The following is an 11,956-nucleotide window of genomic DNA, read 5'->3' on the forward strand; positions in this document are numbered from 1 at the left end:
TTCCGTTACAGAACGAGTACGGGCCGATGCGTTTTGGTGGCAGACTGCGGCCCCTGGGGTGCGGGGGCCCCGAGACGCTCGCGCACACCACGCGCACGCCAATGCGATGGGGAGGGCAGTACTAGTGACCGCAGAAGCAAGCGGTTCTGTGGTGCGCCGCATCCTCCTGGGCTCCCAGCTCAGGCGACTCCGAGAATCCCGCGGCATCACCCGTGAGGCGGCCGGCTACTCGATCCGCGCATCCGAATCGAAGATCAGCCGCTTGGAGTTGGGAAGGGTGAGCTTCAAGGCCAGAGACGTCGAGGACCTCCTCACGCTCTACGGAGTCACTGACAGCACGGAGCGCGAGTCGCTGCTCGGACTGGTCCGCGAGGCCAACGCGACCGGCTGGTGGCACAGTTACGGCGACGTGCTGCCCGGATGGTTCCAGACGTACATCGGCCTGGAGGGCGCCGCCTCGCTCATCCGGATCTATGAAGTCCAGTTCGTCCACGGGCTGTTGCAGACCGAGGCCTACGCCCACGCGGTCGTCAAGCGGGGCATGCCCGGCGCCACCGGCGCCGAGATCGACCGCCGCGTCGCCCTGCGCCTGGAGCGGCAGAAGGTCCTCGTCTCCGAGAACGCCCCGGTCTTCCACGCCGTCCTCGACGAGGCCGCGCTGCGCCGCCCGTACGGCGACCGCGAGGTCATGCGCGGTCAGCTGGAGCACCTCATCGAGGTCTCCCAGCGGCCCAACGTGCAGCTCCAGGTGATGCCCTTCTCCTTCGGCGGCCACGCGGGCGAGAGCGGAGCCTTCACCCTGCTGCGCTTCCCCGAGTCCGACCTGCAGGACATCGTCTATCTGGAACAGCTCACCAGTGCCCTCTACCTGGACAAGGACGAGGAAGTGGGGCAGTACGGGCGGGCGATGGAACGGCTTCAGGCGGACTGCCCCGATCCCGACCGAACCCGGGATCTTCTTCGCGGCCTGCTCCAACTGTCTTGATTCGCACGTAGTATGACGCCTGATCAGTGCATGATGACCGATCGGTCTCCGGTGCAGCGCACGGGTGCGCGCTCGCAGTAAGGGATGGCATGTCCATATTCAGCGACCTGGCTCACCAGTACATCGACGGCGAATGGCTGGCCGGTACCGGTTCGTGGGACATCATCGACGTCAACCCGTACAACGGGGAGAAGCTCGCGGCCATCACCGTGGCCACCGTCGAGCAGGTGGACCAGGCCTACCGCAGCGCCGAGCGCGCCCAGCGTGAGTGGGCCGCCACCAGCCCGTACACCAGACGCGCGGTCCTGGAGCGCGCCCTGCGGATCACCGAGGAGCGCGAGAAGGAGATCGTCGAGGCGATGATCGACGAGCTCGGCGGGACGCGTCCCAAGGCCGAGTACGAGGTCCACCTCGCGATGGAGTTCATCCGCGAGTCGCTCCAGCTGGCCGTCCGCCCCGAGGGCCGGATCCTGCCCTCGCCGGTCGAGGGCAAGGAGAACCGGGTCCAGCGGCTCCCCGTGGGCGTCATCACGGTGATCAGCCCCTTCAACTTCCCCTTCCTCGTGACCCTGAAGTCGGTCGCCCCGGCCCTGGCGCTGGGCAACGCGGTCGTCATCAAGCCCAACCAGAACGCCCCGGTCGTCGGCGGCGGCGTGATCGCCAAGATCTTCGAGGACGCCGGGCTGCCCGCCGGCCTGCTGAGCGTCCTGGTCACCGACATCGCCGAGATAGGCGACGCGCTCCTGACCCACCCCGTCCCCAAGGTCATCTCGTTCGCGGGATCCGACCGGGTCGGCCGGCACGTCGGAGCGGTCGCCGCCCGTCACTTCAAGCGCACGGTCCTGGAGCTCAGCGGCAACAGCGCGCTGGTCGTCCTCGACGACGCCGACCTCGACTACGCGGTGGACGCGGCCGTCTTCAGCCGCTTCGTCTACCAGGGCCAGGTCTGTATGGCCGCCAACCGGATCCTCGTCGACGCGTCCGTCGCCGAGGAGTTCACCGAGAAGTTCACCGCCCGCGTGCGCGCCCTCAAGACGGGCGACCCGCACGAGGCGGACACCCACATCGGCCCCCTGATCAACTCCTTCCAGGCCGACGCCCTGACCGCGCTCGTGGACCAGGCCGTGGAATCCGGCGCGCAGGCGCTCGTACGGGGGTCTACGCGCGGCAACCTGGTGGAACCGACGGTGCTCGCCGGCATCCCCGAGGACTCCCCGCTGCTGGGCCAGGAGATCTTCGGCCCGGTGGCCCTGCTGGTGGTCTTCGACGGCGAGGACGAGGCCGTACGGCTGACCAACGCGACCCCGTACGGGCTCAGCGGCGCCGTGCACACCCGGGACGTGGAGCGGGGCGTCCGCTTCGCGCAGCGGATCGAGACGGGCATGATCCACGTCAACGACTCGACGATCGGGGACGAGCCGCTGGCCGCTTTCGGCGGCGAGAAGGCCTCGGGCCTGGGCCGGCTGAACGGCGAGGCCACGATCGAGGCGTTCACCACGCAGAAGTGGATCTCCATACAGCACGGCCGGACGACCTTCCCGTTCTAGGTCTTCCCCGGCATCCCCCTAGACTCGGCCGGGCGTAGGCAGCCGCCCGGGGGAGATCGAGTTGAGCAACATACCGGAGACCGGCCGGACCCCTCGGGTCCAGAACCGGCTCGTCGTCATCCAGATCGTGGTCTTCTCACTGCTGCTCACGCTGGGCGGACGCCTCTGGTACCTCCAGATACGCAATGGCTCCGAGTACACGGACGAGGCGAAGAACAACCACGTCCAGCAGGTGGTCCAGCCCGCCGTGCGCGGCTCGATCCTGGACTCGCGCGGGGTTCCGCTCGCCGACAACGCGACCCACCTCGTGGTCTCCGCCAGCCGCACCGAGCTGCTGACGATGAAGGACAAGGGCAAGTCCGTGCTCACCCGGCTCGCCGGGGTGCTGGGGATGGACGCCCAGGAGGTCATCGACAAGGTCCGGCTGTGCGACGCCAAGACCAAGCAGCCCTGCTGGAACGGCTCCCCCTACCAGCCGATCCCGGTCAGCGACGAGGCCACCACCGAGCAGGCACTGCAGATCCGCGAGCACCCCGAGGACTTTCCGGGGATCACGGCCGAGGCGACCGCCCTGCGCCGCTACGCGGGCCCGGACGCGGCCAACACCTCCCAGGTGCTCGGCTACCTCTCGCCGGTCACCGACGAGGAGATCGCCAAGGCCAAGAAGTCGGAATCGCCGTACCTGCGCTCGGACCAGGTCGGTCGCTCCGGCCTGGAGCGCACGTACGACAAGGAGCTGCGCGGGAAGGCGGGCATCACCCGCTACGAGGTCGACAACCTCGGCCGGGTCATCGGGCAGGGCGACACGGACCCGGCGCGGCCCGGCTCGAACATCGTGACCTCGATCGACTCGCGCGTGCAGGCGGTCGCCGAGCGCCAGCTGAACAACGCGATGATCGACGCCCGCAAGGTGTACGACAAGAACACCCGCCGCAACTACGAGGCCGACTCGGGCGCCGTCGTGGTGATGGAGACCAAGACCGGCCGGGTCGTGGCCATGGCCTCGAACCCGACCTACGACCCCAACGCCTGGGTGGGCGGCATCTCCGCCAAGGACTACGCCGGCCTCACCGACAAGGAGTCGAACTACCCGCTGCTGAACCGGGCCATCCAGGCCCAGGCGGCGCCGGGCTCCATCTTCAAGGTGGTCACCTCCACCGCCGCGGTCAACGCCGGGTACCCGTTCAACAACCGTTACCCCTGCCCCAGCTCGTACTCGGTGGGCAGTCAGACCTTCACGAACTTCGAGTCGCAGGGCCACGGCGACATCACCATCGGCCGGGCCCTGGAGGTCTCCTGCGACACCGTCTACTACGCCCTCGCGGACCAGGAGTGGAAGAAGGACGGCGGGATCAACCCGAAGAAGAACCCGAACGACTGGTTCCTCAAGACCGCCCACGAGTTCGGGCTGGGCAAGCGCACCGGCATCGACCTGCCGAACGAGGTCCCCGGCCGGGTCCCCGACCGGAAGTGGAAGCAGGACTTCTTCGAGGCGAACAAGGACGCCTGGTGCCGCGACGGCAAGAAGAACGGCTCCTTCGCCGAGAAGATCGCCTACGAGAACTGCCGCCAGGGCAACCAGATGCGTGAGGGCGACGCCATCAACTACTCGATCGGCCAGGGCGACACCCTCGTCACCCCGATCCAGATGGCCTCCGTCTACTCGGCCATCGCCAACGGCGGCACGCTCCACCAGCCCAGCATCGGCAAGGCGATCGTCAGCGCCGACGGCACCTCGGTCCAGGAGATCGCGCCGAAGGAGCAGGGCAAGCTGCCGATGGACGCCAAGACCCGCGACAACATCGACGAGGCGCTCGCCGGCGTGGCCACCAACGGCAGCGCGGCCTGGCGGTTCGGCGGCTGGCCGCAGAAGCAGATCCCGATGCACGCCAAGACGGGCACGGCCGAGGTCCAGGGCAAGCAGACGACCTCGTGGTTCGCCTCGTACACCGACGACTACGCGATCGTCATGACCATCTCCCAGGGCGGTACCGGCTCCGGGGCCTCGGGACCGGCGGTCCGCAGCATCTACGAGGCGATGTACGGGCTCGACCCGACGGGCAGGCAGGACCTCACCAAGGCCCTGCTCCCGAAGCCCGCCACCGCGCTGCCGGCGATCCGCCCGGACGGGGAAATCGCACCCAACTGAGCGGCCATTGAGGACAGGAACTGACCGCAATGCTCCGTAGCGTGTGTCGTGTCGGGGGGAAAGCCCCCGGCACGGACACCCCACGCAGAAGGCGGTCGGTCATGGCTCAGATTTCCACCGAGGTCCCCGGCGACGAGCGCGGCACGCTCCTGGCCTTCGTCGGCGCCCAGCGCACGGCGATCCGCGAATCCCTTCTCGGCCTCAGCGAGGAGCAGGCCGCGAGCCGTCCCAGCATCAGCGAGCTCACCCTGTCCGGGCTGCTCAAGCACGTGGCCGAGTGCGAACTGGGCTGGCTGCGCATGGCGCAGCAGGCGCCGAACGAGCGGGAGCGCTCCGAGGAGACCTGGGGCGAGATGTTCCGGCTGGTCGAGGGCGAGTCCGTGGAGTCGGTCCTGGCCTTCTGGGACGAGGTCGCGGAGCAGACGGCCGCCTTCGTCGCCGCCGTCCCGAGCCTGGACGACACCTTCCCGCTCCCGCCGGCGCCCTGGTTCCCCGAGAACGGCAAGGTCTCGATGCGCTGGATGCTCCTGCACCTGGTGGAGGAGTTCGCCCGGCACGCGGGGCACGCGGACATCGTCCGGGAGTCCCTGGACGGCACCCGCGCCATGGGGTGAACACGGGTGAGTAGCCTGGCCCCATGTCAGCGATCCGGCTTCTTGTCCTCGGCGCGGTCCGCCAGCACGGGCGGGCCCACGGGTACCAGGTGCGCAACGACCTGGAGTACTGGGGCGCCCACGAGTGGTCGAACACCAAGCCCGGATCGATCTACCACGCGCTCAAGCAGATGGCGAAGCAGGGCGTCCTGCACGCGCACGAGGTGGCGCCGAGCGCGGCGGGCGGGCCGCCGCGCACCGAGTACGAGGTGACGGACGCGGGCCGCGAGGAGTACTTCAGGCTGCTGCGGGAGGCCCTCGCGGCGTACGACCAGAAGACGGACGTGCTGTCGGCGGCGATCGGCTTCATGGTCGACCTGCCGCGGGCGGAGGTGCTCGCGCTGCTGCGGGAGCGGCTGGCGAAGCTGGCGGGCTGGCGGTCGTCCGTGACGGAGTACTACACGCCGGAGGGCGGCCCGGAGACGCTGGGTCACATCGGCGAGATCATGCACATGTGGGTCCACTCCGCGGACGCCGAGGCGGAGTGGACGCGGGGGCTGATCGCCCGGATCGAGGGGGGCGCGTACTCCTTCGCAGGTGAGGGCGGTGATCCGTTCGTGGGGGTCCTCGCGGACGGCCAGGAGAACCCGTACGCCACGCAGCAGGGCGCGTAATCAAGTTTGACTAGCCCGAGGGCGGGCACTACCTTGACGCTCCCTGCTACTCAAATTTGACTAATGGAGAGCGGTCTTGGCGATCTTCATCGAAGGTGTCCACAAGCGGTACGGCGGCAAGCCCGCGCTGGCGGGGCTCGACCTGGAGGTGAAGCCCGGCACGGTGCACGCCGTGCTCGGCCCCAACGGAGCCGGAAAGACCACGGCGGTGCGCATCATGAGCACCCTGCTGCGGCACGACGAGGGCGTGGTCCGGGTCGCGGGCCACGACGTACGCACCCAGGCGCCGGCCGTCCGCGCCCGGATCGGGCTGCTCGGCCAGCACGCCGCGCTCGACGAGGAACTGGGCGGGCGGCAGAACCTGGAGATGTTCGGCCGCCTGCACCACCTCGGCGCCCGGCGGGCCGGCCTGCGCGCCGGCGAACTGCTGGACCGCTTCGGCCTCGCGGACACCGGCCGCAAGCCGGTGAAGCAGTACAGCGGCGGCATGCGGCGCCGGCTCGACCTCGCGGCGTCCCTGATCACCGAGCCGGAGGTGCTCTTCCTCGACGAGCCGACCACCGGGCTCGACCCGCGCGGCCGCGCCGAGGTGTGGAATGCGGTCCGCTCGCTGGTGGGCGGCGGCACGACGGTCCTGCTGACCACGCAGTACCTGGAGGAGGCCGACCAGCTGGCCGACCGCATCACGCTGATCGACGCGGGGCGGGTGGCGGCCGAGGGCACGGCCGACGAGCTGAAGGCCCTCGTCGGGGCCGACCGGATCGTCGTCGTCCTGCGCGACGCGCTCCGGCTCGCGCAGGCGGCGCAGCTGCTGCCGGAGCCGGCCGTGGACCCGGACTCCCTGACCCTGAGCTTCCCGGTGGAGGACCGGATGGCGGGCCTGACCCTGACCCTGCGCGCGCTGGAGGAGGCGGGCATCGAGGCGGCGGACCTCGCGGTCCGCCGCCCCACGCTCGACGAGGTCTTCCTGCACCTGACCGGCCGCACGGACGTGACCGGCCGGACGGACGTGACCGGCCGGACGGACGCCGACGCCGCGGAGGTGGCCGCATGAGCACGAGTACGCCCACGTCGGCGGGCCCGGTCGTGCCCTGGGTGCTCCTGGACTCCTGGACGATGACCCGGCGCGAGCTCGCGCACTGGGCGTGCCGGCCGGTCCAGATGGTCGTCGGGCTGGTCTTCCCCGTGATGCTGCTGCTGATGTTCGGCTTCCTCGTCGGCGGCGGGCGCGGGATCGACGGCGAGTACGTCGAGTTCCTGGTACCCGGCATGCTCGCGCTGACCATGGCCTTCGGGCTGGAGGCGACGATGGCGGCGGTCACCCAGGACCTCGGCAAGGGGGTGATCGACCGGTTCCGCGCCATGCCGATGTCCTCCGCGGCGGTGCTGGTCGGCCGCAGCGTGGCGGACATGCTCCAGTCGGCGGTGGGCCTGGCCGTCCTCGCGGGCGTCGGCCTGCTCCTCGGCTGGCGCTGGCACGGCTCGCCCGCGGCCGCACTGCTCGCCTTCGCGCTGCTCCTGCTGCTGCGCTTCGCGATGCTGTGGATCGGCATCTGCCTGGGCATGGTCGCGGGCCGTCCGGAGCTGGTGCAGGCGGTGCAGATCCTCGTGTGGCCGGTCGGCTTCCTCTCCAACGCCTTCGCCACGCCCGAGTCGATGCCGGACTGGCTGGGGACGGTGGTGGAATGGAACCCGATGTCGGCGACGGCGACCGCGGTCCGCGACCTGTTCGGCAATCCGGCCGCCGCCGGGGAGTCGTGGGCCGGTGACCATGCCGCACTGCTCGCCGTCGGCTGGCCGGTCCTGCTGCTGGCGGTCTTCTTCCCGCTGGCGGTGGCCAGGTTCCGGGCCCTGAGCAAGTAACCGGCGCAGCGGACTTGCACCTCACGCCGCGTGAGGGACCACAGTGAAGGGCGTACCCAACCAGAGGGCGGAAGAGATGAGCTACTCCGTGGGCCAGGTCGCCGGATTCGCCGGAGTCACGGTGCGCACCCTGCACCACTACGACGAGATCGGCCTGCTCTCCCCGGGCGGCCGCAGCCACGCGGGACACCGGCGGTACGACGACGCCGACCTGGACCGGCTGCAGCGGATCCTGTTCTACCGGGAGCTCGGCTTCCCCCTCGACGAGGTCGCGGTCCTGCTGGACGACCCGGAGACGGATCCGCGGGAGCATCTGCGCCGGCAGCATGCCCTGCTGACCGACCGGATCGACCGGCTCCAGCAGATGGCCAAGGCCGTTGAGCACGCCATGGAGGCGAAGAAGATGGGCATCAACCTCACGCCCGAGGAAAAGTTCGAGGTCTTCGGTGACTTCGATCCCGACCAGTACGCCGCGGAGGCCGAGCAGCGCTGGGGCGGAACGGACGCGTACCAGGAGTCGGCGCGCCGGACCGCCTCGTACACCAAGGAGGACTGGCAGCGGGTCCAGGCGCAGGCCGAGGACATCAACCGGCGGTTCGCGGACCTGCTGGCCCTGGGTGCGCCCGCGGACTCCGAGGAGGCCATGGACCTCGCCGAGGAGCACCGCGGCTGGATCAACGGCAGCTACTACTTCTGCACGTACGAGGTCCACACCTGCCTCGGCGAGATGTACGTCGCGGACGGGCGGTTCACGGAGTACTACGAGGCCGTCCGGCCGGGCCTCGCCGTCTACGTCCGGGACGCGATCCTGGCGAACGCGGTGCGCAAGGCGTAGCCGGATGATCACCCGCGCGACCCCCTCCGGTCCCTGGAACCGGGCGGGGGTCGTGTGCGTTGATAATTGAAACCGCCCGCTCCGCAAAACGCCCCCCGATTCCAGGAGAGCCCGGAACCCGTGTATACGCTTGCGCTCGGCCCAGAGTGGCTGTCCCCGGACTACCTGATCTCGCACTTCGGTCTGATCGGCATCCTGGTCATCGTCTTCGCCGAGTCGGGACTCTTCGCGTTCCTCCCCGGCGACTCCCTGCTGTTCACGGCGGGCCTGCTGGTCGCGGACGGGCAGTACATCAAGCAGCCGCTGTGGCTGGTCTGCACCCTGATCGTGGCCGCCGCGATCATCGGTGACCAGGTCGGATACATGATCGGCAAGTTCTTCGGCCCGAAGCTCTTCAACCGGCCGAAATCCAAGCTCTTCAAGCGGGAGAACCTGGACAAGGCGCACGAGTTCATGGACAAGCACGGCCCGAAGGCCATCGTGCTCGCCCGCTTCGTGCCGATCATCCGTACCTTCGCCCCGATGGTCGCGGGCGCCGGCACGATGAAGTACCGCACCTTCCTGACCTACAACGTCATCGGCGGCATCGGCTGGGGCGCGGGCGTCACGATCGCCGGCTACTGGCTCGGGCAGATCGAGTTCATCAAGACGAACGTCGAGCCGATCCTGGTGGGCATCGTCCTGCTCTCGGTCATCCCGGTGGCCTTCGAGGTCATGAAGGCCCGCAAGGAGAACAAGGCGAACGCCGCCGCCGGGGCGGCCGCGGTGGCCGCCTCCGACGACTCCGGCCCGCAGGCCCCGGGCACGCGCGGCCGTCACGCCAAGCGCTGAACGGGCCCGCCCCAGCACCGCCCGTACGAGCGCCGTAGGGCCTCGTACGCCCCACGTACGCCCCCCGTACGCCCCGGAGACCCACGGGAGTCTCCGGGGCGTACGTGTACCCGTACGAGGCCTCAGAAGCCGCGGGTCCGCTTCGCCGCGCGGCGCTTGGCGGCGCTCGCGGCCCCCGGGATCCGCATGAACAGCCGCGAGGCCTCCGACCCCAGGTTGACCCCGATCGCGATGGCCAGGGCGATGGCCGCGGCGTTCACCAGCGAGCCGAGCCCCTCGTTCAGCCGGTTCTCGGCGATCAGCAGCAGCCCGTAGTACGTCGCCGAGCCGGGCAGCAGCGGGCCGATGGCGGCCGTCACGTACGGCAGGGCGGAGGCGAAGCGGTAGCGGGAGAAGAGCTGCCCGAAGAGGCCGACGAGCCCGGCCGCGATGGCCGTGGAAGGGACGGGCGGGATGCCCCCCGCGTAGTGCAGGGCGCCGAAGGTGACCCAGGCGACCGCGCCGTTCAGCGTCACGATCCACACGGTGGAACGTTCCTGCTGGAGCAGGATCGCGAAGGTGAACACCAGCACCATCGAGGCGGCGATCTGGATCAGCGGCCGCTGCTGGATCTGGAGGACCTCCTCCGGCCGCGGCGAGGCGTCGAACTGCAGCCCGACGTAGAGCACCACCAGCACGCCCATGATGATGCCGATGAAGAGGTACATGACCTCCAGCAGCCGGGCCGAGGCGGTGATGTAGTAGCCGGTCAGGCCGTCCTGCACGGCCGCGACCAGGGCACGTCCCGGCAGCAGCGCGAACAGCCCACCCGTGATCACGGCGGAGGCCTTGACGTCGATCCCGGTCATGTTCAGCGCCACCCCGATGGCCGCGGGCGGCATCGCGGCGACCACGAACTGGTAGAACTCGGGCAGTCCGCGCCCGGCGCACAGCCAGGCCAGGCGGTCACCGAGGACGGCGCCGATCACTGCGGCGACGAAGACGAGGACCCCGCCGCCGACCAGCGTGGAGGCGGCCCCGGCGAGCAGTCCGGCGGAGGCCGTGAGCATCCAGCCGGGGTACGGGTGCCGGTTGCGGCGGATCTCGGCGAGGCGCCGGTAGGCCTCCTCCAGCGACACGTCGATCTCGTGGGCGCTGATGTCGTCCACGAGCCGGAACACGGCCGCGAGGCGGTTGTAGTCGGGGCCGCGGCGGCGCACGGTCCGGCTGGCCGAGACCGGATCGCCCACCAGCGAGGGCTGGTGGGTGATCGACAGCATGGTGAAGGTGACGGTCGGCTCGCAGCGGTCCAGCCCGTAGGAGCGGGCCACCGCGAACATCGCGGCCTCCACGTCCTCGGCGCCCTCACCGCCCGCGAGCAGCAGCTCGCCGATGCGCAGGGTCAGGTCGAGCACACGGCCCACGGCGGGGCCGGCCTCGCTCTGCCGCTGGACCAGCTCCGGCACGGGCCGGACGTCGACCGGCATGCGCAGCATCGTGCGCATGCGGTCCTGCCAGGGCGATTCCTTCATCCGCACGACGGGGAAGCCCTGGCCGGGGGTGTAGGCGGGCGGGGACTGCGCGGCCCGGTAGGTGGCCGGGGCGGCGAAGGCCGACCCCTCCTCGAGCTCGGGCTGCACCGGATCGGCGCCCGCCGGACGGGCGAATTCCGAGGTGGGCTGGTCCTCCTCCAGGACCTCCGGCTCCATCCCGGGAGGCGGCGTGAAGGCGCTGTGCGCCTCGTCGGACTGGGGCTTCCTGTCCTCTGCCCCGTCGGCCTCCGCCACGCGTCCTCCAGTCCGTGATCACCCGGGATATCAGTATGCGGAATCGTTTCCTCCCACCGCATACCCAGCCGGGCCGTACCGGCCCGCGGACATGACGACGGGCGGCATCCCCGCAGGGATACCGCCCGCCATGGCACGTGGGGCCCCGGGGCGGCGCTCCCGCCCGGTACCGCCCTGCCTACCGCCGAGCGTGAGCTCAGTGGTGGCCGCCCTGCGCCTCCAGGCGCTTGTACGAGGCCTCGATCTCGGCCTCGGCCTCGGTGCGGCCGACCCAGTTCGCGCCCTCGACGGACTTGCCCGGCTCCAGGTCCTTGTAGACCTCGAAGAAGTGCTGGATCTCCAGGCGGTCGAACTCGGAGACGTGGTGGATGTCGCGCAGGTGCTCGACACGCGGGTCCGAGGCCGGCACGCACAGCAGCTTGTCGTCGCCGCCCGCCTCGTCCGTCATGCGGAACATGCCGATGGCGCGGCACTTGATCAGGCAGCCCGGGAAGGTCGGCTCGTCAAGGATGACCAGCGCGTCCAGCGGGTCGCCGTCCTCGCCGAGGGTGTTCTCGACGAAGCCGTAGTCGGCCGGGTAGCTGGTCGAGGTGAAGAGGCGACGGTCCAGACGGATCCGGCCGGTCTCGTGGTCCACCTCGTACTTGTTCCGCGAACCCTTGGGGATCTCGATGGTGACGTCGAACTCCACGTCCTGCTCCTCCATGATCAGC

General features: G+C 70.0%; 10 protein-coding genes and 1 pseudogene. 9 read left to right on the plus strand and 2 right to left on the minus strand.

All coding sequences use genetic code 11. The features are described 5' to 3' along the window. The first annotated feature begins 106 nt into the window (after window positions 1-106). The 9 genes and pseudogenes from ACGFZK_RS17650 to ACGFZK_RS17690 all read left to right on the plus strand — a co-directional run bounded on the left by ACGFZK_RS17650 (window position 107) and on the right by ACGFZK_RS17690 (window position 9,477). Window positions 107-985, plus strand: coding sequence for a helix-turn-helix domain-containing protein (locus ACGFZK_RS17650; protein WP_393849764.1), 879 nt, complete (start codon window positions 107-109; stop codon window positions 983-985). Window positions 986-1,074: 89 nt separating this feature from the next. Further along, window positions 1,075-2,532, plus strand: a complete 1,458-nt coding sequence (locus tag ACGFZK_RS17655; RefSeq protein ID WP_393849765.1) for an aldehyde dehydrogenase family protein — start codon at window positions 1,075-1,077, stop codon at window positions 2,530-2,532. Between the two features lie 61 nt (window positions 2,533-2,593). Further along, window positions 2,594-4,669 (plus strand): annotated as a pseudogene (gene mrdA / locus ACGFZK_RS17660) (penicillin-binding protein 2); the annotation flags it as partial. A 113-nt stretch (window positions 4,670-4,782) separates the two neighbouring features. Then, the gene (locus tag ACGFZK_RS17665; protein ID WP_393849766.1) at window positions 4,783-5,295 is read left to right on the plus strand and encodes a DinB family protein; all 513 of its coding nucleotides are present in this window, start codon (window positions 4,783-4,785) and stop codon (window positions 5,293-5,295) included. Between the two features lie 23 nt (window positions 5,296-5,318). Then, window positions 5,319-5,948 (plus strand): PadR family transcriptional regulator, encoded by a 630-nt coding sequence (locus ACGFZK_RS17670; protein WP_393849767.1) that lies wholly within the window; start codon window positions 5,319-5,321, stop codon window positions 5,946-5,948. Between the two features lie 76 nt (window positions 5,949-6,024). Then, entirely contained in the window at window positions 6,025-7,002 is a 978-nt protein-coding gene (locus ACGFZK_RS17675; protein ID WP_393849768.1) for an ATP-binding cassette domain-containing protein, read from the plus strand. Next, window positions 6,999-7,811, plus strand: coding sequence for an ABC transporter permease (locus tag ACGFZK_RS17680; RefSeq protein WP_393849769.1), 813 nt, complete (start codon window positions 6,999-7,001; stop codon window positions 7,809-7,811). Before ACGFZK_RS17675 ends, ACGFZK_RS17680 begins: the two co-directional genes overlap by 4 nt. A 76-nt stretch (window positions 7,812-7,887) precedes the next feature. Further along, window positions 7,888-8,646, plus strand: coding sequence for a MerR family transcriptional regulator (locus ACGFZK_RS17685; RefSeq protein WP_393849770.1), 759 nt, complete (start codon window positions 7,888-7,890; stop codon window positions 8,644-8,646). 120 nt (window positions 8,647-8,766) lie between these two features. Next, window positions 8,767-9,477 (plus strand): DedA family protein, encoded by a 711-nt coding sequence (locus ACGFZK_RS17690; protein WP_393849771.1) that lies wholly within the window; start codon window positions 8,767-8,769, stop codon window positions 9,475-9,477. A 122-nt stretch (window positions 9,478-9,599) separates the two neighbouring features. On the opposite strand, the gene ACGFZK_RS17695 is transcribed toward ACGFZK_RS17690, so the two are convergent. Together ACGFZK_RS17695 and ACGFZK_RS17700 are read right to left on the minus strand one after the other, a co-directional pair. Beyond that, a complete protein-coding gene (locus tag ACGFZK_RS17695) occupies window positions 9,600-11,243 on the minus strand; it encodes a threonine/serine exporter ThrE family protein (RefSeq protein WP_393849772.1) in 1,644 nt (547 codons plus the stop codon). A 196-nt stretch (window positions 11,244-11,439) separates the two neighbouring features. Next, window positions 11,440-11,934 (minus strand): inorganic diphosphatase, encoded by a 495-nt coding sequence (locus ACGFZK_RS17700; RefSeq protein WP_008742522.1) that lies wholly within the window; start codon window positions 11,932-11,934, stop codon window positions 11,440-11,442. Window positions 11,935-11,956 lie beyond the last annotated feature (22 nt).

This window comes from Streptomyces sp. NPDC048257, from assembly GCF_043201855.1.
Classification (GTDB): Bacteria; Actinomycetota; Actinomycetes; order Streptomycetales; family Streptomycetaceae; genus Streptomyces.

What these genes read in the sequence shown, in the direction of transcription:
- ACGFZK_RS17680 (WP_393849769.1), top strand. Translation starts at nt 6,999, where the DNA reads ATGAGCACGAGTACGCCCACGTCGGCGGGCCCGGTCGTGCCCTGGGTG.
- ACGFZK_RS17665 (WP_393849766.1), top strand. Translation starts at nt 4,783, where the DNA reads ATGGCTCAGATTTCCACCGAGGTCCCCGGCGACGAGCGCGGCACGCTC.
- ACGFZK_RS17650 (WP_393849764.1), top strand. Translation starts at nt 107, where the DNA reads ATGGGGAGGGCAGTACTAGTGACCGCAGAAGCAAGCGGTTCTGTGGTG.
- ACGFZK_RS17670 (WP_393849767.1), top strand. Translation starts at nt 5,319, where the DNA reads ATGTCAGCGATCCGGCTTCTTGTCCTCGGCGCGGTCCGCCAGCACGGG.
- ACGFZK_RS17655 (WP_393849765.1), top strand. Translation starts at nt 1,075, where the DNA reads ATGTCCATATTCAGCGACCTGGCTCACCAGTACATCGACGGCGAATGG.
- ACGFZK_RS17685 (WP_393849770.1), top strand. Translation starts at nt 7,888, where the DNA reads ATGAGCTACTCCGTGGGCCAGGTCGCCGGATTCGCCGGAGTCACGGTG.